The 24310-nt window shown below is 50.9% G+C and carries 18 protein-coding genes and 1 pseudogene; 7 read left to right on the top strand and 12 right to left on the bottom strand.

Annotation, left to right across the window (positions count from 1 at the left end; translation table 11 throughout):
• Window positions 1-94: 94 nt before the first annotated feature.
• The 5 genes from ACAW87_RS03350 to ACAW87_RS03330 form a co-directional block, all read right to left on the bottom strand.
• The gene (locus tag ACAW87_RS03350; protein ID WP_370721727.1) at window positions 95-766 is read right to left on the bottom strand and encodes a DUF3823 domain-containing protein; all 672 of its coding nucleotides are present in this window, start codon (window positions 764-766) and stop codon (window positions 95-97) included.
• A gap of 9 nt (window positions 767-775) precedes the next feature.
• Window positions 776-2623: a RagB/SusD family nutrient uptake outer membrane protein gene (locus ACAW87_RS03345; RefSeq protein ID WP_370721726.1), complete on the bottom strand. Its 1848-nt coding sequence runs from the start codon at window positions 2621-2623 to the stop codon at window positions 776-778.
• Window positions 2624-2643: 20 nt separating this feature from the next.
• Window positions 2644-5865, bottom strand: coding sequence for a SusC/RagA family TonB-linked outer membrane protein (locus ACAW87_RS03340; protein ID WP_370721725.1), 3222 nt, complete (start codon window positions 5863-5865; stop codon window positions 2644-2646).
• Window positions 5866-6301: 436 nt separating this feature from the next.
• On the bottom strand, window positions 6302-7015 hold the full coding sequence (locus tag ACAW87_RS03335; RefSeq protein WP_370721724.1) for an NUDIX hydrolase: 714 nt from the start codon (window positions 7013-7015) through the stop codon (window positions 6302-6304).
• 83 nt (window positions 7016-7098) lie between these two features.
• The gene (locus tag ACAW87_RS03330; protein ID WP_370721723.1) at window positions 7099-7458 is read right to left on the bottom strand and encodes a cupin domain-containing protein; all 360 of its coding nucleotides are present in this window, start codon (window positions 7456-7458) and stop codon (window positions 7099-7101) included.
• A 185-nt stretch (window positions 7459-7643) separates the two neighbouring features.
• Here ACAW87_RS03330 and ACAW87_RS03325 point away from each other — a divergent pair, with 185 nt between their 5' ends.
• The 6 genes from ACAW87_RS03325 to glmM all read left to right on the top strand — a co-directional run bounded on the left by ACAW87_RS03325 (window position 7644) and on the right by glmM (window position 14285).
• The gene (locus ACAW87_RS03325) at window positions 7644-8567 is read left to right on the top strand and encodes a serine hydrolase (RefSeq protein ID WP_370721722.1); all 924 of its coding nucleotides are present in this window, start codon (window positions 7644-7646) and stop codon (window positions 8565-8567) included.
• 115 nt (window positions 8568-8682) lie between these two features.
• On the top strand, window positions 8683-9987 hold the full coding sequence (locus tag ACAW87_RS03320; protein WP_370721721.1) for a cryptochrome/photolyase family protein: 1305 nt from the start codon (window positions 8683-8685) through the stop codon (window positions 9985-9987).
• Between the two features lie 186 nt (window positions 9988-10173).
• Window positions 10174-10731 carry an RNA polymerase sigma factor gene (locus tag ACAW87_RS03315; protein WP_370721720.1) on the top strand — a complete coding sequence of 186 codons (558 nt, stop codon included), beginning with the start codon at window positions 10174-10176 and terminating at the stop codon, window positions 10729-10731.
• Between the two features lie 141 nt (window positions 10732-10872).
• Window positions 10873-11442, top strand: a complete 570-nt coding sequence (locus ACAW87_RS03310; RefSeq protein ID WP_370721719.1) for an anti-sigma factor — start codon at window positions 10873-10875, stop codon at window positions 11440-11442.
• Entirely contained in the window at window positions 11429-12664 is a 1236-nt protein-coding gene (locus tag ACAW87_RS03305; RefSeq protein ID WP_370721718.1) for a DUF4097 family beta strand repeat-containing protein, read from the top strand. The genes ACAW87_RS03310 and ACAW87_RS03305 overlap by 14 nt, the downstream gene beginning before the upstream one ends.
• A gap of 205 nt (window positions 12665-12869) precedes the next feature.
• A complete protein-coding gene (glmM, locus tag ACAW87_RS03300; RefSeq protein ID WP_370721717.1) occupies window positions 12870-14285 on the top strand; it encodes a phosphoglucosamine mutase in 1416 nt (471 codons plus the stop codon).
• A gap of 61 nt (window positions 14286-14346) precedes the next feature.
• Here the strand turns inward: glmM and ACAW87_RS03295 are convergent, their stop codons facing one another.
• Complete coding sequence (locus ACAW87_RS03295) at window positions 14347-14607, bottom strand: hypothetical protein (protein WP_370721716.1); 261 nt, start codon at window positions 14605-14607, stop codon at window positions 14347-14349.
• A 150-nt stretch (window positions 14608-14757) separates the two neighbouring features.
• Here ACAW87_RS03295 and ACAW87_RS03290 point away from each other — a divergent pair, with 150 nt between their 5' ends.
• Window positions 14758-15978, top strand: a complete 1221-nt coding sequence (locus tag ACAW87_RS03290; RefSeq protein WP_370721715.1) for an exo-beta-N-acetylmuramidase NamZ family protein — start codon at window positions 14758-14760, stop codon at window positions 15976-15978.
• Between the two features lie 108 nt (window positions 15979-16086).
• Here ACAW87_RS03290 and ACAW87_RS03285 read toward each other — a convergent pair.
• From ACAW87_RS03285 to ACAW87_RS03260, 6 genes and pseudogenes are all read right to left on the bottom strand, one after another.
• Window positions 16087-16185 (bottom strand): annotated as a pseudogene (locus tag ACAW87_RS03285) (PIG-L family deacetylase); the annotation flags it as partial.
• A 9-nt stretch (window positions 16186-16194) separates the two neighbouring features.
• Window positions 16195-18981: a tetratricopeptide repeat protein gene (locus ACAW87_RS03280; protein ID WP_370721714.1), complete on the bottom strand. Its 2787-nt coding sequence runs from the start codon at window positions 18979-18981 to the stop codon at window positions 16195-16197.
• Window positions 18978-20165 carry an AAA family ATPase gene (locus ACAW87_RS03275; RefSeq protein WP_370721713.1) on the bottom strand — a complete coding sequence of 396 codons (1188 nt, stop codon included), beginning with the start codon at window positions 20163-20165 and terminating at the stop codon, window positions 18978-18980. The genes ACAW87_RS03280 and ACAW87_RS03275 overlap by 4 nt, the downstream gene beginning before the upstream one ends.
• A 177-nt stretch (window positions 20166-20342) precedes the next feature.
• Window positions 20343-22289 carry a glucosamine-6-phosphate deaminase gene (gene nagB / locus ACAW87_RS03270; RefSeq protein ID WP_370721712.1) on the bottom strand — a complete coding sequence of 649 codons (1947 nt, stop codon included), beginning with the start codon at window positions 22287-22289 and terminating at the stop codon, window positions 20343-20345.
• Window positions 22290-22478: 189 nt separating this feature from the next.
• Entirely contained in the window at window positions 22479-23600 is a 1122-nt protein-coding gene (locus tag ACAW87_RS03265) for a Gfo/Idh/MocA family protein (protein ID WP_370721711.1), read from the bottom strand.
• A 143-nt stretch (window positions 23601-23743) separates the two neighbouring features.
• A complete protein-coding gene (locus tag ACAW87_RS03260) occupies window positions 23744-24280 on the bottom strand; it encodes a 3'-5' exonuclease (RefSeq protein WP_370721864.1) in 537 nt (178 codons plus the stop codon).
• Between the last annotated feature and the right edge of the window lie 30 nt (window positions 24281-24310).

Here is a 24310-nt window from a genome sequence, read left to right as displayed (position 1 = left end):
TCGCGAAGCAATATAGCACCACACATACACCCCATAAATAAACCGGGCAACAGAGGTTAATTACCCTATTGCCCGGTTTGCATGCATGGACTCGTTATAACGTAATCTTCTGCACCGGTGCGTATAGCATCTCGGCTACACCCACCGTCTTGACCCCAATTCGGGCGAAGAAATAGGGTCTGTTGGCTACAGCAGTTGGTAAGGCCAAGGAGAGAGCTACGGGCTTACTCAGATCAGTCAGCGCGGCAGCAGCAACAGTAGAAGAACCTACGTTGTTTGTCACATCTACAAACTGTGTGGTACCCACATAGACCGTTACCCGTTCAATAGCCCGGCCGGCCGCTACCTGAGCCACCGTACAGTTGGCCGATAAGTTGGCTCCGCTGCGCGTAATGGCCGGATTACGAATAACGAAGTAAGGCTGTACCGGCACATCGATCGTGGTTCCGCCACGTACCTGTACGGCGATCGTATCCGTATTGTCGACCCAAGGGCCGTTGCCCCGCAGCCGTACCAGCTTGTAGTCACCGTCGAACAAAGTGGCCGAGAACGAACCATCCTGCCCTACCAGCAACGGAATCTTTGAAAACAGCTGATAACCCCGCTGCCACAGCTCAAGCTGAACGCCGTTGGAACGTACCCCTACCGGCTGATTATCGTAGATCACGCGGCCCGTCAGGGTTGACTTGGGCGGCTCGTAATTATCTTTTTCGCAGCTGGTTAACAGAATAGTGCCCGCCAGCAGACTAAATAGGATTGCTTTCATGATTAATGCTTACTGGAAAGGATTGCGAACAATCTTCGGGTTGTTATTAATAATGTTCTGCTCGATCGACGAGTAGTAGTTCCCGAACTGGAACAGGCGCGGTGCCCGGAAGCGCGGTGCCACCAGTTTCACGAAGATGTATTTACCATCCTGCGCACTGCCAGGACGTACTACCCGGTATGGGTACAGCGCATACATCATAGCCGTAGGGCTGTTTGGGTTACCATTCCATAGCTCGTGCGCAATACGCCACCGTTTCAGATCCCAAACGCGGTGATCTTCAAAAGCCAGTTCAACCCGCCGCTCGTTTTGCAACCGTGCCAGCGTCAGCGTTGTCAGGCTATTAGCCGGGAAACCAGCCCGTGCCCGCACCTGATTCACGTAAAGAAGCGCGTCGGCGGTGTTACCCAACTCAAGAGCAGCCTCCGAGGCGTTCAACAATACTTCGCCTAAGCGGAAACGTACCCACCACATATCGCTCCGGATACCGCGTGTACTCGACAGCGGGGCGGGATCAATGTATTTACGCAGATAGAAGCCTGTGTTCGACACCTCCGTCTGCGACCTTTGTGGCCCAGAACCGCCGGTCAACAATTTACCATCAGTATAGTTGGTGCCCAGCGCATTGCCTTCTACCAATTGATAGGTGCTGGTACCGGCATTCCAAACGGCTACACCGGCCTGAATTTGCACTTCCTGCCCTTTGAACGTAGTGCCCGGATAAATGACCGTGCCATATAACCGCGCATCTTTATTGGCAAACGGGCCGCTCAGGTTATCGTAGTAAATGTAGTCGCTGTTGTTGGCCGTGCGGGTTTTCAGTTCGCCCGATGTGCCATCCAGATACTCATACGCCTCCACCAGGTTCAGAACCGGCGTAACGTTCGACGACGACAGGTTATCTTCCCGAATGTTACGGGCAATGTTGTCGTAGCTGAATCCGTGCCGCTTGTCTTTCGTCACCAGAAAATCTTTGGCCATAATCACCTCGTTGTTATTCAACTTCTTGGTGATGGCTTCGTAGAAATTCTCGCCTGTATTTGGGTTGGCACGGTAGAGCGAATACGGCCCAGAAATCACTTCCTTGGCGGCTTCCAGCGCTTTGGTGTAATACTCAGTGGCGCGGTTGGCCGGAATACCCACTTCGCCACCCGCCGTTTGAATCGGCGCGCCCAACTGGTTGTTGTATTTCGCGATCGAACCGGCGTAGAGCATAGCCCGGCTTTTCAGCGCCATGGCCGTGAACCGGTTAGCCCGTGTGTTGCTGCCCGCATTGCCCAGATCGTTCTTGATGGCATCGAGTTCACTGGCTACAAAATCGTACACCTCCGATTCTTTGTTGCGCGCAAACTGGAGCGACGATGGATCACCACTGAAATCATAAACCAACTGTTTGGTGATGATGGGTACACCACCCATCCGTTTCACCATTTCGAAGTACACATAGGCTCTCAGAAACCGAAACTCGGCCGAAAACTGGGCTTTCTGCGCCGCATTGAGCGCCGTGCTTTTAGTTTCGATGTTTTCAAGTGCCAGGTTGATATCCCGAATCAGGCCATAATCCCACAGGCGCCAGCGCTCGAAACCGTAGTTAACGATATTGTTGGGTCCATCATTGTTGCCCGACCACATAGCCTCATCGTAGGCCGCAAACTGATCCCAGCCAATATCGATTTGGGTATGGGCTGGTAGCCGGTCGTAATAGTTAGCCAGCAGACTCGTGATCAGACGGCTATCGTTCCAGACCTGGCTTTCCAGGATAATGTTGGGTGGCTGACGTTCCAGGAAATCCTCCTGGCAGGCAGTAGCACTAACGGTCAGCAAACCAATGGTCAAATATGTTTTAAAACGATTCATTGTTCTTGTCGTTTTGGCGATTAAAAACTGAGAGCGAAACCGGCATTGTACAAGCGCTGCGGCGGATAAACCAACGCACCGTTCGACGAAATTTCGGGGTCTACCTGAATAGATTTCAGGTTGTCGAACGAAATCAGGTTGGTTCCGTTGATGTATACCCGCATGGCCGAGGCCCCCACTTTGCTCAGGAATGTTTTCGGAATGTTGTAGCCTATTTCGAGGTTACGCAGGCGGAGATACTGCACGTTGGTTACCCAGAAATCGCTCCGGCGGCTGTAGTTCACATGGCTGGGCTGATCTTTCCGAATGGCTGGGTACGTTCCTTCTACCCACGGACTATCGGGATTGAACGGATCGGACCGGTGCCAGCGATCTTCCAGAATGTAGTCAGGCGATGTACCGTTGTTCTGGAACGGAATTTTCTGTTCTACCTCGCGGCGGAAAGTCTGTAATCCGGCACCGACCACATCGAAGCGGAGCGAGAAGTTCCGGTAGCCAAATGTACCGTTGAAGGCGTAGTTTACGTAGGGCGTAGCGCCTTCGGCGTAACCGATCGGCCGCTCGTCGAGACCCGTGATCAGACCGTCGCCGTTCACGTCTTTGTAGATGAAGTCGCCCGGTAATTGGGTGCGGTTACCCTGACCATCATTGTCTACGCGGTGCTCATCAATCTGCTGCTGCGACTGGAACCGGCCTTCGACCTGATAGCCCCAGTTGATGCTCGACCAGCGATCGACGCCTGAGTTGCGGTACTCATCCCATGAGTTACCAAAGCGTGGCTTATAAATGCTCAGGCTGCGCATCCGGGCCAGGGTGGCGTTGGCGCCTATGGTGTAGGTTACGTCACCCGCTTTTCCTGAATAACTCAGCGCACCTTCCAGTCCGCGAATGGCATCAGAGTTCAGGTTGGCGTTGGGCAGGCTATAGCCTACTTCGCTCGGCAGTAACACGTCGTACTGAGCAGCGGGAAGACCCGACCGGCGGCGTTCAAACAGATCGAACTGTCCCGACAGGCGGCCATTGAACAGGCCAAAGTCAACACCAATGTTCGACGATGCGTTGCTTACCCACGACAGCGTAGTGATGGGCAAACCCCGTGGCCGAACCCCTATCACGTACCCACCGTTGAAGATGGCGCTGCCTTGCAGAAAGTCGTAACCAGGCAGGTAGCTATAGGGTGGTACAATGAAGCTGTTGTTGAGCAGATCGCTACCCGTACGGCCATAGCTGGCCCGCAGTTTCAGCTCGCTAACGACCTTACCTACGCCACTGTTCTTGAAGAAGGGTTCTTCAGACGCCCGCCATCCAAGCGAAGCACCGGGGAAGAAACCGTAGCGACGACCGGGAGCAAACAGGAACGACCCGTCATATCGACCCAGCACTTCGGCCAGATACCGCTGTTTGTAATTGTAGTTTACCCGACCGATGTAGCCCGCCCGCGCCGTCACGTTCCACTCGTCGAGCAGGTAATCCTGGTTGGCGAATGACATCAGCGGAATGTAGTTATTAGGCGGCACCGTGTGTACAATCATGTACTTGTTGTCGGTATCATAGCGCTCGTAAGCCAGTACCGTCGATAATCCGTGGTCGCCAAACTGCTTGTTATACGTAGCCTGAAGCTGGCTGAACCGGTCGGCTACGTTACGTTTACGCCGCTCGCGCCAGGGGTTCTGGTTACCACCGCCCGGCACCACATTGTAGGTATCGGTGTTTGCGTCGTAGTTGTAGGCATCGTAGGTGTACTCGAACCCATCGAAATCGAAGTTGGTGAAGTTGTACGAATACGTTCCTTTGAGGCTAACGCCGAAATCGAAATCATACTGCGCCGTAAAGTTGGCTTTCACCGCCCGCCACAGTTCATCGATGTAGCCCGTAATCTCTTTCCGATACGTAGCCGGGTTAACGTTTACGTTATGGGTCTGGTTGATGTAGAGCGGGTTGTCATTGGCATAGGGCCGCTCAGTAGGCCACATCGAGAAGATACTCAGGAACGGGTTAAAGTAATCATCAAGACCTGGAACACCCACCTGAGAGCGGTTCTCGAACCGGCCGCTGATTTGGGTACCAATCCTGAGTTTTTTGCTCAATCCAGCTTCTACGTTTGCCTGGAAGTTGCTGCGCTGGAAGTTATAATCTTTGATCAGTGCATCCTGATTCAGGTGACTGGCCGATACGTAATACGAAACGCTTTCAGAGCCACCCGATACGCTGCCGTTCAGGTATGACTGAGGTACGTTGGGCCGCATCACCATGTCGTAGTAGTCGAAGCTCTGGAAGCCTTTCTCGGTACCTACCCGCCACTTCTCTAAATCGGTGGGCGTAATGTTCGGGGCAATTCCCCGGTTTTGATCCGACTCGGCCAGGCCGCGCACATGCTGATAGGCATTAGCGGGCTTAGGGTAGCGGGTGAAATTCTGCAAGCCGTAATAACCCGCCAGACTGACAACTGGTTTTTGTCCGGCTTTCCCTTTTTTGGTGGTCACCAGTACAACCCCATTGGCAGCCCGTAAGCCGTAAATAGCCGCCGATCCATCTTTCAGAATCGAAATATTCTCGATATCGTTAATGCCCAAATTGTTGAACTGACCTTCGTCAGACACAATGTTATCGATGACATAAAGCGGAGCGCCCATGTTCCGAATCTGGATGGTGGTACCGCCACCCGGACGGGCATCGGCCTGACGAGCTGTGATACCCGGAACCCGACCTACCAACGCACTCGACGTAGCCACGGCGGGTGTTCTGATGATATCTTCTGACTTCACGGCGGCCACCGCACCCGTTACCGTTCCCCGCGACTGCGTGCCATAGCCTACTACCACCACTTCATCGAGCGCCTGCTCATCAGCCAGCAGTTTGATGTTCAGCTGCGTTTGGCCACCCACCGTAATTTCCTGCGACTTATACCCAACAAACGACACAACCAACACCGTTGACGCGCCAGGTACGTTGATTGAAAACCGTCCCTGTACATCGGTGGTAGCGCCTTTAGTGGTGCCTTTGATAACCACGTTTACGCCGGGTAACCCTTCGCCTTTATCGTCGGTAACGATTCCCGAAACCTGAACATCGCTTTTTCGCGCCTTGAGGCCACTTGCCGCAATCAATGGCTCCCCTTTAATGGACAGCCGATCGGTTGTTGGCGAAGCAGCCATCGTATTGAGTGATACGCTGAGCGCGATCGGAACCAATGCATGCCTGATTGCTGCATACACCCGCTCAGTTTGTACTGGTTTTTTCATATTCCTGTGCGTTTTATTCAAATGGAAGAAACAGGTAGTGGTAGAAAACTCTTCAGACATATTCTATATTATGCATATAGGACCTATCAATTAAATTCTACAATTCAAACCTAAAATGCTATTCTATTAAAAACTAATTAATGACAAAATAGAGTCATCATTGGCAAATAGCTAGCTTAGATCTAGAACTATTCACATACTATCTAGCCCTTTACCTTGTATCTTGACTTTATTTTACCTTTTATCTCTTATTTATTGCGCACTGTATTTGTACTAAATTTTAACAATAAACTATACTATTTTTCATCAAAAATACACCTGTTGTAATCTGATTTCAGGGTTAGATAACTCAATAAGCCAGCATGTCAGCCCGCACGCTTCCTTTCCTCTGCGAGTAACGATGCAGACGGTGGGCAGGAGACCGAAAAAGGGGGAGTTATTGGGCTGTCAGTTCAGCCAGTTCGGGCAGGAAGGTATAGTAGCCGTCGAGATACTTCTGGTATTTCTCGGTATTGAGGCTGTAGAGTTGTGCCTTCTTAGTAACCGAATTCGTGTCTTTTTCGCCAGTGCCTGTCAGCAAGTTCGTAGCCAGAATCTTACGACTAAAATTGCGCCGATCGAGTTGCGTGTTGTAAATCGCTTCGTAGAGTTTCTGCAACTGAGGAAGCGTAAATTTTTGGGGGAGCAGTTCAAACCCGATCGGGTGCATAGCAGCTTTGTATCGCAACCGCTGAAGGGCAAGATCAACCATATTATCATGGTCGAAAATGAGTGGTGGTTTATCGTCCAGGTTAATCCAGGCAGCGTTGTGCGACTGAATGGCCTTCACATCCTGATCGGCAATGTTGACGAGTGAGTAATACACCACCGAAATGGTTCGCTCAACCGGGTCACGGTCAACGGTGCCGAACGTTTTGAGCTGCTCCAGGTAATTATTGTGGAGGCCCGTGAGGTCGTACAAAATTCGCCCGGCGGCGTGTTCCAGGTCTTCACCCTCATCGAGAAAACCGCCCATCAATGACCATCTCCCAAACTCAGGCTCAAAATTTCGCTTGATCAACAGCAACTTCAATTGCTCACCGTCGAAGCCAAAGATGATACAATCAAGCGCAACCAGAATTCGGGTATTGTGTTGATAAGCTGATTTCATTGAAAGGAGGGTATATGGCATTTTGTAAGGGAGAAAGCACGCTTGGAGTCCCATCAGGACGACCAATTTTATAGCCTCCGGTTTCAACCGGGGGTTATCTGTACAAAATCTTCCCGCATGGGGGTAAACACATCGACCAATGTACCTGCCTCGTGGCAAACGGCACCGTGCAACACATTGGGCGCAATAAAATACGCGTCGCCAGCTTTCAGCACGCGCTCTTCGTCGGCAATGGTAATAGCGAATACACCGCGTTGAACGTAGCTGATCTGGGTATGATAATGCTTATGAATCGCCCCAACCCCACCCTGCTCGAAGTCAACGACAACCATCATCAGGTTGGCATCATAGGTCAGGATCTTGCGGCGAACGCCTTCGCCTACAATTTCCCAGGCAATGGCTTCGGCGTCTACAAACTGCTGTTCAAATGGAAAGGTGGTCATCAGGTAATTAAGGTAAGGTGACTGCTAAGAAGTCTTTCACGATCAGTTGACTTCGCTCATTATGAAGACAATATTACTAGCAACGTACCCAACTAGCCATCAAAAAGTCGCAAATAAACCTAATTTGACACCCCGTTACGCTGCACGAAAATGCGCCCCTTAAAGAATCAATCAATATAACCCGCATGACCCTTCTCCGACTCGCGCTGATTTGCACTTGTTTCTTGTTCGCCAAGCTTTCCTATTCGCAATCCGTAAAAAGTAAGCCCGACACCCAACTGGAGAGGAAGCTGACCGAAGCATTGCGCGGTTTTCGGGGAGAAGTTGGCATTTACGTGCAACATCTGAAAACCGGCAAAACGGTCGCCATTAATGCCGATTCGACCTTTCCAACGGCAAGCACCATCAAAATCCCGATCATGATCGGCCTGTTCGACCAGATTCAGCAGGGAAAAATCAGTTACCAGCAGGAAGTAGTGTATCGCGATTCACTACACTACGACGATGGTATTGTAGGCTCCCTGAAAGATGGCGCTAAACTCCCGCTGAGCGAAGTAGTCATGCTGATGGAAACCGTATCTGACAATACGGGTAGCCTGTGGTGCCAGAAACTGGCGGGCGGCGGCCAAACCATCAATGCCTGGCTCGACGCCAATGCGTTCCCGCAGACACGGGTAAACTCCCGCACACCGGGCCGCGAACCCTTCCAAAAGCGCTACGGTTGGGGCCAAACCACACCCCGTGAACTGGCCAGTTTATTAACGTACCTGAGGCAGGGCAAAGCCATCAGTCCCGACGCCAGCGACCGGATGTACCGCAACCTGTGCCGCCAATACTGGGATAACGATGGCCTTTCGCAACTGCCCGTTGACGTAAAGGCAGCCTGTAAAAACGGGGCGGTCAACCAGTCGCGCTCGGAAGTGGTACTGGTACATGCCCCCCACGGCGAGTATGTGTATTGCATTATGACCAAAAATCAGACCGATCAAAGCTGGACCCGCACCAACGAAGGCTTCACCCTCCTCCGCACCGTAGCCGCCCTACTCTGGCAACACTTCGAACCCAAATCACCTTTTAAGCCCGTAGCGGGTTACGAGAAATGGTGGTAACTCTTTAAAGAATTAAGAGTTAAGAATTGAGAATTAAGAGTTGCTCCGCTTAGTCCTCCAACTGATGTCTAAGCGGAGCAACTCTTAATTCTCAATTCTTAACTCTTAATTCTTCATGTCCCCCATCGCTATCATGTGGCATCGGCGCGATTTGCGTCTCCACGACAATGCCGCTCTGTACCACGCCCTTAAAGCCGGTCGGCCGGTGATGCCGCTGTTCATCTTCGACAAAGACATTCTGGATCACCTTGACGATAAACGCGACCGACGGGTGGAGTTTATCTATAAAGAGGTGCTGAAGATGCAGGATGAACTCCAGAAAATGGGCTCAACCCTGCTGGTGCGCTACGGTCATCCGCTGGAAATTTTCAAGGAACTAGCCAATGAATACACCATCGCCAACGTTTTTACGAACTACGACTACGAAACCTACGGCAAAGGCCGCGATGCTGAGGTGGCAACGTACCTGAAAACGGTGAACAGCGGCTTTCACAGCTATAAAGACCAAGCCATTTTCGACCGCGACGAGGTGCTGACCGGCACCGGCAAACCGTACACCGTGTTTGGGCCGTATAGCCGCAACTGGCTGGGCAAGCTTGCCGACCCGTTTTACCTGAAAGCTTACCCCACCGAGAAGTACTTCGACCGGCTCTACCAAACCCCACCGACGCCCATGGTTACGCTCGACGATATGGGTTTTGAGCCACTGGGCGAAAACTTCCCAAAGCCAACCGTATCGGCAAAACTGCTGTCGGAGTACCAGAAAATGCGCGATTACCCGGCCGAACGGGGCACCAGTGAGTTGGGCATTCACCTCCGCTTTGGCACCATCAGCATCCGCGACCTGGCCCGACAGGCACAGGAAACCAGCCCGACGTTTCTGAGCGAACTCTGCTGGCGCGACTTCTATTTTCAGGTGCTCGACCATTTTCCGCACGTAGAACATCACGCTTTCCGCCGCGAATACGACAACATCAAGTTCCTGAACCGCCCCGAAGATATTGAGCGCTGGAAGACCGGCACAACCGGCTACCCGCTGGTCGATGCCGGTATGCGCCAACTGAACGAAACCGGCTGGATGCATAATCGGGTACGGATGGTAGTGGCCAGTTTCTGCATCAAGCACCTGCTCATCGACTGGCGCATTGGCGAGGCCTACTTCGCCCAAAAGCTCCGCGACTTCGACCTCTCGGCCAATAACGGTGGCTGGCAATGGGCCGCTGGCTCCGGCACCGACGCCGCGCCCTACTTCCGCGTGTTTAACCCCACCGCCCAGGCCGAAAAATTCGACCCGAAAGGCGTCTACATCCGCCGATGGGTCCCTGAGTACAACAGCTTGTCTTATCCCGCCCCCATGATCGACCACGCCTTCGCCCGACAACGTGTGGTGGAAGTGTATAAAGAAGGGTTGAAGAGTTAAGAATTAAGAGTGAAGAATTAAGAATTGGCTCTGCTGAGGCACATATGATTAGTCTAGCAAAGCCAATTCTTAATTCTTCACTCTTAATTCTTAATTCATTCCGTGCAACGTTCGCGAATCATCCTACGTCATTACCCCGATTGATGACCTAAACCCGGTTGCTTATGCGCCGGCGGCCTAGACCTTTTGGCGACGTACCCAAACCCCGCCCTGATCACTGACCTGGTTGATCGCTCGAAAACGGGCGACCGACGGGCACAGTATGACCTGTATAATCGCTACTCGAAAGCGATGTACAACGTCTGTTTGCGGATTGTAGGGCACGGCGCTGAAGCCGAAGATGTGTTGCAGGAAGCCTTTCTCGACGCCTTCAGCAATCTGGATAAGTTTCGTGCCGAAAGCACCTTCGGCGCGTGGCTGAAACAGATTGTGGTAAATCGGGCCATTGGTCATTTGCGGAGTCGGCGGCTGGCCCTGGTCAGCACCGACGAACTAGGCGACGGATTCGATGCGCCCGACCTTACCGACGGGGGGATCGACGAAGAAAGCCTGAGCTGGGATGTGGAGCGGGTACGTCGCGCCATGCAATGCTTGCCCGAAGGATACCGCGTGGTGCTGACGCTGCATCTGTTTGAAGGCTATGACCATGAAGAAATCGGTCAGGTGCTCTGCATTGGGGAATCAACCTCCCGATCGCAATACCTCCGGGCCAAACGAAAATTAATTGAACACTTAAAGAAATAGTCATTACGCTTCGCGTCATTAAGTTGTCATTACGCTTCGCTGTCATTAAGTGGCCATTGGTTGTTCAAACCATGAATGACTACCTAATGACAGCGAGGCAAATGACAGCGAAGCATAATGACAACTTAATGACCATTAACTATGTCCCTCGAAAAATTCATCCGCGATAACCGCGACTCCTTTGAGCAGGACGGTCCGTCGGCTGGGTTGTGGGCGCGTATTGCTGACCAACTCCCCGACCAGCCCGCCCCCGCCAAAGCGGCCGAGCCATTCCGGGCCATTCACCGGCAGCCAACCTGGACCCGTTCCTACTGGACCTGGGCTGCTTCTATTGCCTTACTGCTACTGGCCGGTAGCCTGTGGTGGATCAACGACCGCTACGCCCTGACCGACCAGCCCGACGTGGTAGCCATTAGCCCTAGCTACGCCAAGGAGGTGGCCCAGTACGCTAGCCTGATCGACATAAAACGGTCTGAATTAAAGCAGCTTAAAGAAAGTAACCCCGACCTGTACGCCGACTTTTCGCAGGACCTTGAGCGACTCGAAACTAGCTATAAGGGATTGAAGAAAGAGCTGCCCAATACCCCCAATCAGGAAGTACTGATTCAGGCCATGATTCAGAACCTGCAACTCCAGATTGACCTGCTTAACGAACAATTGCGTGTTATTCAACGCATTAAACAACAAACAACAACCAATGAACCTGTTTAATCCATACCTGGTATTTGCCACGGCCAGCCTGCTGACAGCCCGTGCCTTTTCCCAGACAACGGTTGGCGATGCCGTAGCGGTAGCTCCCCAACCTGCCCCGACTCTTTACCTGGAAGCCAGTCAGGAAGCCGTCGACCGCACTGAATTTACCCGCACCATCACAAAATCGATTCCCGTTGATAGCAAAGCCGCTTTATCGATCGAAAACCGGTTTGGTGATGTGTCGGTGTCGCTCTGGGATCGCAACGAGTTTCGGTTACAGATCATGGTTACTGCGTCGTCGCCCGATGCTGGAGAAGCCAAAAAAGCGCTCAATGCCGTGCAGATCGACGAACGCCGGGAGGGTCCTCTTTACGCGTTTAAAACGCTAATCGATAAAGAATTTGAATCATCTCAGGCAAACGGCAAAGAGTCTGAAACACAGTCGATAGGTGATGAGCGTACCTATCCGAACGGGCTAAAGACAAGCTGGAAAGTGAGCCGCAAAGAGTCGGGCACTATTCTGCGAATCAGTTACCGGATTTCGATGCCCAAGGAAAATAGCCTGACCATCAAGAACAGCTTTGGCAATACGATCATCCCCGACTTCTGGGCCCCGCTTTCGGTCAGTTCTAAGTTTGGCGATGTAACAGGAGCAGCGCTGAACAGCGCAAATACTAAAATAAAAGCCTCTTTTGGCAACGTAACCATCCGTGAGCTTCAGAACGGTAATCTGGATATGGCCTTCGGTGACCTAGACATTAACTGGGGCAACGTGTTACAGATTGAGCAAAAACATGGCAAATTGACCATTGGCGAAACCAACAAAGTAGACGCTAAAACCAGCTATGGCCGCACCCTGATTGGTGCCATTAAGCAATCAGGCACGTTCAAAACGAAATACGCCGAGCAGTTTCGGGTGGCCAAACTCGGCTCTGCTACAACTCGCATAAACGTGGAATCGAACTACTCGTCGGTATCGCTACCCATGCAGTCGACTCCCAATTGCGATTTCGACGTGACCGTAACCAACGGCGGATTCTCATACCCCAACGTACCCAATCTGCAGTTGCTTGCTCAGCCCGGCCCACCACCTACTCCGTCTACCGGCGTATTGTCGATAGCACCCGTTCGGCCTGTGCGCCCCAACCAGCCCCGGCAATATGTGGGGCGTGTAGGCAATGGTGAAGGACCAACCATCAAAGTAGTGGCTACCTACGGCGATGTCCGTTTCAATAAATAGGTTGCTTTCAAGACACTGGACTTTGGATGCTGGATACTAGACTTAACCTACCTGAGAAGAACCTACTTCCTGTCTACTATCCAGCGTCCAACATTCAGCGTCTACTATCAATAAATAGTTTGTCTTTAGGGATGAACGGATAGGGTTTAGCGCCGGGTCAATTTATCTTTGTAGCCAGCGAAAGCTGTTTACAAGATCTAATCACGTGGCTTTAATTAAATCGATCTCGGGCATCCGGGGAACCATCGGCGGGCGTTCAGGCGAAGGCCTTACCCCACTCGATGTAGTGAAATTTACGGCGGCGTTTGGCCAGTGGCTTTTATCGCGTCAGGCCGACAAGAAAGGGCCGCACACGGTAGTTATTGGTCGCGACGGCCGTTTGTCGGGACCAATGGTTTCGCAACTTGTTGCCGCTACCTTACAGGGTCTGGGTATCAATGTGCTGGATCTGGGTCTGTCAACGACTCCCACGGTCGAATTGGCCGTTCCAGGAACAGGTGCTATTGGTGGTATCATTCTTACCGCCAGCCACAACCCCATTCAGTGGAATGCCCTAAAGTTGCTGAATGAAGCCGGCGAGTTCATCTCTGGCGAAGACGGCAACGAACTGCTGGCTTTGGCCGATGATGAGGCGTTTACATTTGCCGAAGTAAAGAAACTGGGACAATACCAAACAGACGACACCTGGCTTCAGAAACACGTTGATGCTGTTTTGGCCTTGCCTCTGGTTGATCGCGAAGCCATTGCCAAACGTAATTTCCGCGTCGTTGTCGATGCGGTAAACTCTACGGGCGGTCTGGCCGTGCCTATGTTGCTGGAAGCCCTGGGCGTTACCAACATCACGAAGCTTCATTGCGAACCTACCGGCCTTTTTGCGCATAATCCCGAACCGCTGCCCGAAAACCTGACCGACATTATCAACATTGCCAAACGCGATAATCAGGACCTGGGCATCGTGGTTGACCCCGATGTGGATCGTCTCGCGCTGATTTGCGAAGACGGCTCTCCCTTTGGCGAAGAATACACGCTGGTGGCTGTGGCCGATTACGTGCTGAAGAATAGCCCGGAAGGGTCTTCCAAAAACACGGTCTCCAACATGTCAAGCACGGTAGCGCTACGCGACGTAACCCAAAAGCACGGCGGTCAGCATTTTGCTTCGGCCGTGGGCGAGGTAAACGTGGTGGAGATGATGAAAGCACAGGGTGCCTTGATCGGTGGGGAAGGCAACGGCGGTATCATTTTCCCCGAACTGCACTACGGACGCGATGCACTGGTAGGCATTGCTCTATTTTTGAGCCATTTGGCCCGTTTTGGCAAGTCAGCCTCTATGTTGCGCCGGACGTACCCAAACTACTACATCTCGAAAAACAAAATTGAACTGACGCCCGACATCGATGTTGACGCCGTACTGGAGCGTATTCGGGCCAAGTACGCTAAAAACCCGGTGAGCACCATCGATGGCGTTAAGATCGAATTTGACAAAGAGTGGGTTCACCTCCGCAAATCGAACACCGAGCCCATTATCCGTATCTATTCGGAGTCAGACACGTTATCAACGGCTGACTATCTGGCCAATAAAATCATCTCCGACATCCGCGAAGTGATTGCCGATAAAAACTAGAAGAATATCAACAAAAAGTGGCCGCAACGTCAGGTACGTTGCGGCCACTTTTTGTTGAGCTTTACTTTGACCTCGGTGGCTTCATGACCAACGCATAGACCTTTCCGATGAAGCGAAAAAAGAGCCAAATCGCGATTAATCCGCCAAAAACGACCAGCGATTCATAGTTGAGAATACCCGATAACGGATTTTTTGTTACGGCCCGCGTACTGAGTTGGAGCAACACGACCACGCAAGTTACGTACACGACGACCAGCGACAGCAAAACGCCTACCACATTCAGCACGAGGCTAATCACCCATTTTCTAACGTGTTTCGGCATATCAGGTTAGTTACAACAATGCATGTAGCCGACCAGTAAATACTGCCTGGATTAATAGAAAGCAGCTATCAGCCCTCAAAAATACCAATCATAGAGAACTTCTTGATTACTGGCGCTAATTTGCCACCCGGAACGTACCTGACTGTTTTTATGAAAAACCGTGCTCTTTTTCTGCTTTGCCTCTGCCTGTTTCTGGCCGCTTATCGCCCCGTACCACCTTCTGCCTCGTCAGGGAAACCAGCCCCCTCCATTCTGACGGGTGCCGACCAGACCAATCAGTATGTGCCTTACCTGATAGGCAAACGCGTAGGTATGGTGGTTAATCAGACGTCGATCATTGGCAATAAACCCAGCGTCGACAGTCTGCTGAGCCGGGGTGTTAAGGTTGTACGAATATTCGGGCCTGAACATGGTTTTCGGGGTAATGCCAGCAATGGTGATAAAGTGGCTGACGAGGTAGACGCCAAAACCGGCGTTTCCGTGATTTCGCTCTACGGCAAAAACAACAAGCCAACCGCCCAGCAACTCGCCGATATCGACGTCCTGATTTTCGATATTCAGGACGTAGGCTGTCGCTTCTACACCTACATCAACACGCTAACGCACGTGATGGAGGCCTGCGCGGCAAACAACAAAGAGCTGATGATTCTGGACCGACCCAATCCGAATGGGTACGTTGTCGACGGCCCTATGCTGGAAGATCACCTTCATTCGGGCATTGGTATGCACCCTGTTCCCATCACCCATGGCATGACCATGGGCGAGTTCGCGCAAATGGCCAACGGTGAAGGCTGGTTACCTAATAAGGCCAAGTGCAAACTGCGTATTGTAAAAGTAGCCAATTACAATCACGATAAACCGTATACGTTACCCGTTTTGCCCTCGCCCAACCTTAACACCCAACAATCGATTCTGCTATACCCCAGCATCTGTTTGTTTGAAGGCACCATTGTCAGTCAGGGCCGGGGTACGTACATGCCATTTACAGTGCTGGGTGCGCCCACGCTTAAAGGAAAATACCCCTTCTCCTTCAAACCGATTAGCCTCAAGGGCATGAGCGAAACGCCCTTGCACCAGAATATGGACTGTTACGGCCTGGACCTGCGGAAATACGACACGGACAAACTTCGCAAATCGAAACAGATTAACCTGGGCTGGCTCATCGAGATGTACAACGCCTATCCCGATAAAGATCGCTTTTTCGACCGCAGCCAGAGCAAGCAAATGGGCGACATCAACAAGTTGGCCGGTACCGAAAACCTCAAAAAACAGATCATCGCCGGCACCCCGGAAGCTGAGATCCGCAAAAGCTGGGAGCCTGGATTGTCGACCTATAAGAAGATGCGCAAGCAGTATTTGCTGTATCCGTGAAGGATTAATGTACAATGAATAATGTATAATGAACAATGGCTCTGCTAACGAATCGATTTGATCAGTAGCAGAGCCATTGTTCATTATACATTATTCATTGTACATTATTTAACCCTTCCACCTGACGAATGCCTCCATAGCTTCGTATTCGGCGAGGCCGAGGCGGTTATAGAGGTCGGCGGTGGCGCGGTTACGCTCTTTGGCCCGTTATCGGATTTACTCTGGCGGCATAGCAGGATTGTTGTATTCCCACATTGCTGTAAAGATCTTGAGCGCAATATCGCGCACTTCGGCGGCGACCTCTGTTTTCAGGTAATCTTGCGAATTGAGGGTTAACGCTTTGATAGCCTCATAGAAAGGACGCCACATCAGTTGGTGCCCCGTTTCCCGGAAGATAGTTAGCACCATCTCACCATACCCAGCCCGAACAGCAATCGCCATCGTTTGCTGCCAATCGTCAGCCTCCATATGCTCAAGTTGCTTATCGCCTTTCTCCGCTAACGCTTCGCGCAGTAATTGTTGAAAAGCAGGCTTATCACCATCCCAAACGCTCAGTAAGACACGAAGAAATTGCTTTTCGCTTTTATAGGATGATTCATCATCAATCGACTGCCAAACCGCTTTAGCCTCCTCTATTCTATCCAGCCGATTTCCCAATAGAAAGATTAGATCTTTTTGGGTGTAGTAAGAAACAAATCTGCTATCTGCGTCTATCGAATCTCTATACGCCTTTTCAGCAAGTGAATAGCGATGCATATCTTGATCATATAATTGGCCAAGAGAGTGCAAACTACTGCTTACATTCCAAGATGATTTATTTTTTCGTCCTATACTTATTGCTTTCTTGTACATCCTCTCCGCTTCTTGATAACGTTCCTGAGAGGTTAAGAAATCAGCGTAGTAGTCGTACAGAGAATCGTCCTTTTCATTTTGTTTTATAGAAGCAACAAACAGTGGTTCTATATCTTTATATCGTCTTTGCTTTATTAAAAAATGGCGGTATCGAATCACTTCACTAGAGTGAAAATTACTCGCTTTAATCGCCTTCCAGTACATTTCGTCCGCCTCTTCTGCTCTACCAACCTTTGCTAGTGCATCGGCAAAATTGGTGGCGAAGATTGTTTTCTCTGGCAAAGCTATGTATGCTCTTTCGCAAACGGAAAGTCGTTGCTCTTTTGTGAGTTTTTCGTAAATCCAGTCCGTATATAATTCCCAAATACTTGAGGATTTAGGGTTAGAGCGTAAAGCCGTCTCTACTATATCAATTGCTTTCTCGAGGTTTGAATCCAAATATATAAACACCCTGCCCGCCCAAGCCCATTCATTTTGACTGTTTAGCTCAATGGCCTTTTCGTAACATTCATCAGCCTCTAATTTTCTATCCAGCTCGCTCAATATACCTCCTAGCTTTTCCCAAGCATCATCACTTTTAGGGTTTAACTCAATAGCTTTACGACACAGTTTTTCAGCTTCTGGAAATTTTTTTTTCACTTCATAATCGCTGTAGATATCATCCGCCTCTTCAACAAGGCGAACACTCTCCTCAACTTTATATGTCTCGACCATAGTCTCGTCAACTTCATCGATGTTGACGCCAGCCATGTCTTCGAGTTTCGTTAAATCGCCTTCAACTTTCCGTAATAGATGGTGATAGATTCTAGCCTTTAGTTTTGCCCCGGTTTGGTTGGGTAAGGCTCGCGACAGGGCAAGTCCGTAGCCTAATTCATGCTCGTTCTCTCGGTCGTAAACGCTTCGCATGAAATCTCTGGCGTGTTGCGTGAGTTCAGGGCGGGTAAAGAACACCTGCATGAAGCGAGTCAGCCATACCATTTCCTGCCGTTGTCGCCGTACCGCCCGCCGCATCAGATACCATACGTTGAAAAACCGCTCGTTGATCTCGTAACGCACCGCTTTGCGCTTACCCAACCGGCTGATCCAGCCCGATTTACTTAGCCGGTCTAATTGGACCGAAAGCTGATTATTTTCCAGCGAGGTACGTTCGCGTAGGGTTTCCAGATTACAGGGATGCCAGTTGAGCGCAACGGCATCGACTACCACTTGTGCCTGCGCAGCAAGCTCCTCGAAGCGCGATTTGTAAAGCGGCGTCATCTGATCAATCAGCGCTTCCAAATCCTGAAATACATCTGACGATAATCCCTGGGCAATCAGTGAAAACAGGATAACCACCGTTCGGATATTACCACCTGTCAGGGCATGTAACGTTTCAAGTCGGGATCGGTTTTCGGGCGTTAGTTGGCTGAGAAGCTTAATTTGTCCCGTCAGTTCGCTTAAGTGCCTGAGCATCGTGAGCATTTGCCGGAAACTGAGTTTCTCCAAGTAATGAACAGCAAAAGCATCATAGAAGGGCGCATCATACCCCATGTTTTCATCAAACGTTTCGGGGCTTGCGCTGATGATAATCGGTGCACCTGGCTCACTAATCAGCTTCCTTAGCTTCGATTGCGCTGTTTCGCCCAATCGATCAAAAATCAGGTTGAGGTTATCCAGCAGCAAGACAGGCCTCCGGTTTAAGGCCTGCGTAACACGTTTAAACGTATCATATGCCTGCTGGCTTAGCTCCTGCTCGTTTTTTATGGCGGCCAAAGCAGCAATATCGGCATCTAATGCGAAGGCTTTTTGCTCATCACCTTCCGCCTGAAGCGTATCGGCAATTGCATCGAGACTATTCAGCCAAAATTTAGAGAGACGGTCAATATTATATTGCTCTTCGGGAAACGAAAGTGGGATGAATGTGCGCTGGAGCGGTTGCTTTTTCAGCTCAACATCAACTCGCTTTAACAGCGTGGTTTTGCCCATTCCTCGCTGCCCAATCAGCAGGTGATGTTGGGGAATACCGTCAAGACCTTCCGACTGTATCGAGTCAATGATTGTCTGAAAAAGCTCGGCACGCATGATAAACAATCGTTCAACCTCATCGTCGCTAAGGCGTTGGGGCATAAATACGCTGATGCGTTGAAGCGGTAGTGGTTCTTGTTTGTTCATTGAATGCGCGAGTTAAACCAGAACATACGGAGTAACGGAGAGCGAAAAGCATAGATACCAGCTTCAGTTACGAGATAGCCATCACGTTCCAACATCTTTAGTAGCTTAGCCGCACTGTCTTTAGCCAAATCGATAGGTATGTGCAACGATCCAATCAGGTATTGCTCAATGTGTGCTCGCTTTCGACCCTTCTCCTGGCGGCACAGCATATCGAGCAGGCCTTTGGCCAGCCGGGCATCGTCAAGTGATAATTGCTCATCAAGGCGTTCCAGCCAGGTACTTAATTTGGAATAATTCGCTGCCTGAGTAAATGCGCTGGATACGTCGGCGATAGTAGCCGCTTGTTGTGAACCTTTCGACCGAGCAATAATTTTCAGTTTAGAAAAAATGAGTTGAAGGTAGTAAGGCAAAGGCCAGCCAACCTGACGTATTATTTCTTGACGTACATCGGGCGATAACTGTATCTGTTCGGCTTTGCCTAGTTCATCCAGAAACAAATCGGCAGTGGTAGAGCTAAATGCTCCCAGTGGAAAATCATAGAGGTCATTTATCGTCTTCACAACGCCTAAGCGTTCAGTAAATGAGTCTAGTCCTATTGATCCACAAAAAACCCAACGTACCTGTATACCTGGCAGTTGACGGAAAGCTCGAAGCCAATGTAGAAATGATTCCGTCCGGCTTTTACCGTTTTCGGCATTCGCCATCCGGTTTAACATAACGGGCAACTCATCAATAACAATTAGTCCGTCACCCATCTGGCGTAGCAGTTCTGCTAGCTGTACTTTAAGATCAGTGGCTTTGGTCTGACTCCAATTGACCTTTACGCTACCGATATCGTCAGCTTTTACTTCTACTTCAAGCGACTGTAGCAAATTCGTAACTGCTTTGACTGTACTGTCTTTGGCTTTACCAATCCAGTTTTTTTGCTCTTTAAGGCCTTCTACTAGCTGCCTGACGAACCCAATCTCGCTATCTTCACCCTCAACGTTCACAAACAGTGCTTTCCATCCGCGTACTTCGGCATCTTTTACTAAGTGACGAACTAAGGACGTCTTCCCTACTCGGCGCGGGGCAGATATAAGCAGATGGTTTTCTGCTTCAAGTAGCTCCCAAGCTGTTATCAATTCAACCTCTCTACCGAAAAAATCCTCGCCTTCTACAGGCGAACCTACTCTATTCCGCACTGCTATATCGTTACTTAAATAAGACAGCGCAAGTTATATACAAAAAATTATATATACAAAAACGTATAAATAAATTGTCTTACAAATTAGACAATCACATTTTCCTCTACACATGATAAAGGGCTGACACTTTTACAGTATCAGCCCCTTCAATTAACTCGCTTTGTCTGCTTAATACTACCCTTTCCAGCGCACGAACGCCTCCATGGCTTCGTATTCGGCGAGGCCGAGGCGGTTATAGAGGGCGGCGGTGGCGCGGTTGCGCTCTTCGGCCCGCTGCCAGAACTCCCGTGAATCGGTGCCCTGATACACCACACCATCTTTCTGCGACTGGTGCTTGAAGATGCCTAACCGTTTCTTTGTCACCTGATCGGGCGACATCGGAACGGCCATTTCAATTTCGTGAATATCCCACTCGGCCCAGGCTCCGCGGTAGAGCCACACCCAGCAATCTTTCATGAAATTCTTGTGGCTCAGGCGCTTAACGGCTTCTAAGACGGCATCCAGACAAACCTTGTGCGTTCCGTGCGGATCGGCCAGATCACCGGCGGCGTAGATCTGATGCGGCTTGATCTTCTCGATCAACTCCATTGTGATTCGAACATCATCTTCGCCCAGCGGTTTCTTTTCAACCTTACCCGTTTCGTAGAACGGCAGGTTCATAAAGTGCGCATGCTCGACGGGTATGCCTACAAACCGGCAGGTTGATTTGGCCTCACCCATACGAATCAGACCCTTCACCTGACGGACTTCGGGGGTATCCATCTCGGAGTCTTTCTTACTGCGAAGGAATGCCGCGGCATCCTGGAAAATGCGCGTTGCATCGGGGCTTTTGATGCCAAACTTCGTGTTGAAATCGACCACGTAGTCGGCAAAGCGGAGGGCTTCATCATCGGCCACGGCAATGTTGCCGGATGTCTGATAGCCTACATGCACTTCATGCCCCTGATCGACCAAGCGCTGGAAAGTGCCCCCCATCGAAATAATGTCATCGTCGGGGTGCGGGCTGAACAGCAACACACGCTTCTGAGCAGGTAAGGCGCGCTCAGGCCGGTTGGTATCGTCGGCGTTGGGTTTACCACCGGGCCAGCCGGTAATGGTGTGTTGTAACTGATTGAAAACGTCGATATTAATATCGTAAGCCTGACCGTATTGCGCCAGCAGATCGCTCACACCATTGTCGTTGTAGTCGCGGTCGGTAAGTTTCAGGATCGGCTTTTTCAGCGTCAGCGACAGGTACGTTACCGCCTTTTTCTTCATCGGATTATCCCACACCACTGAGTCGACGAGCCAGGGGGTTTTCATCCGGGTTAGTTCATAGGCCGCCGCCGTGTCGATCACGAACAGGGCATTGCGGTGCGTTTGCAGGTACGAGGCTGGGTTTGTCTCCGTCACAGTGCCTTCTACCGCGCCGCGAATTACGGGTGCTTTGCGTTCGCCCCAGGCCAGCAATACTACCCGCTTGGCCGACAGAATACTGGCAATACCCATAGTAATGGCTTTGCGCGGCGTGCGCGGCAGGCCCCCAAAATCAACAGAGGCAGCGGCCCGCGTCGAGTGGTCAAGCATCATCAGTCGCGTATGCGAGTTGATGAGTGAACCGGGTTCGTTGAAACCAATGTGGCCGTTACCGCCAATACCGAGCAACTGAAAATCCAGCCCGCCCGCTTCGGCAATCTGCTGATCATAGTGCTTGGCAAATTCCGCTACTTTGTCGGGGCGCAGGGTTCCGTCGGGTACGTAGTAGTTGCCTTCGGGAATGTCGACGTGATCGAATAACTGTTCCCGCATGAACCGCCAGTAGCTTTGCAGCGAATCGGGCTCCATGGGGTAATACTCATCGAGGTTGAACGACACCACGTTGTGGAAGCTCAGTCCCTCTTCACGGTGCATCCGAATCAGTTCGGCGTAAACCGTTTTGGGAGATGACCCGGTGGCAAGTCCCAGAATACACGGCTTTTTTTCTTCCTGCTTCTGACGAATCAGGGCCGCGATTTCATGCGCTACAGCCCGCGAAGCGGCCTTGGCATCGGCATAAATGTGGGTTGGAATTTTCTCATACGTGATAGCCGACTGAAGCGGCCCACTAAACGCGGCATCAGATGAGGTAGGTTCTGCAAGCATACGTTGACCAGCAATTAGGATGGAGCAGCAAAGGTAAGAAATCAGTTATCAATGAACAGTGATCAGTTATCAATGAACAGTGATCAGTTATCAATGAACAGTTATCAACGTACCCAGCTACCCAATGCTTCACTGCTTGTTTGTATGGCTGGTTACGTTGATAACTGATAACTGTTAATTGATAACTGATCACTGATTCCGGGCCATCTGATCAGCGGCAAAAGCTAGTTCAAGCGATGTGAGGCCGTTTTCTTCCGAAATAATTCGCTTTATATCGGGCTGAATGAGAACGGCCACCTGATCGCGGAACATCGATCGGAGTAATTCACTGTATCGGTGTTGTTTTTCCACCTCGAAACCAAATTTTAGCTCGATCTGCTGGTAGGCGTAGAACGTTTTGTGCCGTCCGCCGATCGGTTTCGACGGATCAATATTGGCTGTTACGTTGAGTTGCGCACCGGGAAAGAGGTCCATCAATGCTTTTGTGTCTGCTTCATTGGCAACGCAGCGGAGCACCATTCGGGTGGGCACCCATTCGTGCAGGGTAATATCGCCGCGTTCGAAAACGAGCCGCATCTCCTGCCGGTCCATGCGCCCGGTTTGGGTGAAGCCGTGGTAAAAATTAACGAATTGATAACCCCTTTCAGCATCGCCATACTTCACCGTAGCCTGTACCTGATCTTCTATGTCGTTGCTATCTGGCCGCTTCGACAGTTGCGACGCCACAACCTCACCTTCACCTAGCCAGCCAGCAAATAAATCGAAGAAGTGAACAGCGTGTTCAATGAATATACCGCCCGATTTGGTCCGGTCCCAGAACCAGTGTTCCGGGCTGAGGCCTTCGTCGCCCGCGTAGTTCTCGAAATAGCCGTGCAGGAAATCGCCCAGCAGCTTATCATCGATCAATTTTTTCACCCGGGCAAACAGCGGATTGTAACGTTGCATCAGGTTGGTTACCATCAGCAGGCCTTTCTCTTTTGCTTTGGCAATCATCTGACGACCCTCTTCGGGGTTCATCGCCAGTGGCTTCTCGCAGATAACGTGTTTACCGGCCTCCAAGGCCAGCATAGCCTGTTCGAAGTGCAGAAACGGCGGGGTAGCAATGTAGATAATATCAACGTCGGGATGTTGTACCAGTTCTTCAAGGGTAGCGAGTTGCTCTGCTCCAAACCGTTCAGCGGTGCGGCGGGCTTCTTCGCGTTTCGACCCGGCAATGGCCACCAGCCGTGTATTAGGGTGTTGTAAAAATTGCTGAATGGCAAATAGGCCAAAGCCTCCCATGCCAATCACGCCGATTCCAAGTTGTTTCATAACAGACAGGTGCCTACAGAGCACCCTTGTCTAACCTGAAATGGGGGAAGGCTGTTTTTAACAGTTTACTGTTGCTCCGCTAAACTACAGTCAGGTACTTTAGCGGAGCAACAGTAAACGGCAAACTGCAAACAGTAAACTTTTTAAAGAATCATGGCAGGTTTCGGTCGTGGAATCTGACCGTAGCGGTCGTTACGGAGCAGCATCTCAAAGAGTTTGACCGTAGCGGCGGCATCACCATAAGCGCGGTGACGGCCCTGCAACGGAATATCCAGCGACCGGCAAAGTTTGCCCAGGCTATATGATGGATGCCCCGGCAGGATCTTGCGGCTCAGGCGCACAGTGCAGAGTGTACGACGCAAGAATTCCCGATCTACCCAATTCATTTCCTTTTGCAGGAAACCAAAATCGAATGACACATTGTGGGCTACGAAGATAGCCCCTTCGGTGATTTCGTGTACCCGGTCGGCCACCTGATCGAAGGTAGGGGCTGCAGCCACCATCTCGTCGGTAATACGGGTTAACTGACTGATAAAAGGCGGAATGGGATGGCCCGGATTAAGGAGCGTCTGAAATTCGTCGACGATTCGGTGCCCGTCGTGACGAATCAGGGCAATTTCAGTAAGGCGAGAGGGACCTTTCACGCCCCCGGTCGTTTCAACGTCGACGATACAATACACGTACAAAAGGCGTGGTTCTTAACAGCCACC

Origin of the sequence: Fibrella aquatica, from assembly GCF_041321135.1 — a bacterium.
GTDB classification, from domain to species: Bacteria; Bacteroidota; Bacteroidia; order Cytophagales; family Spirosomataceae; genus Fibrella; species Fibrella aquatica.
This window is presented reverse-complemented; position numbering and strand designations above follow the sequence as displayed.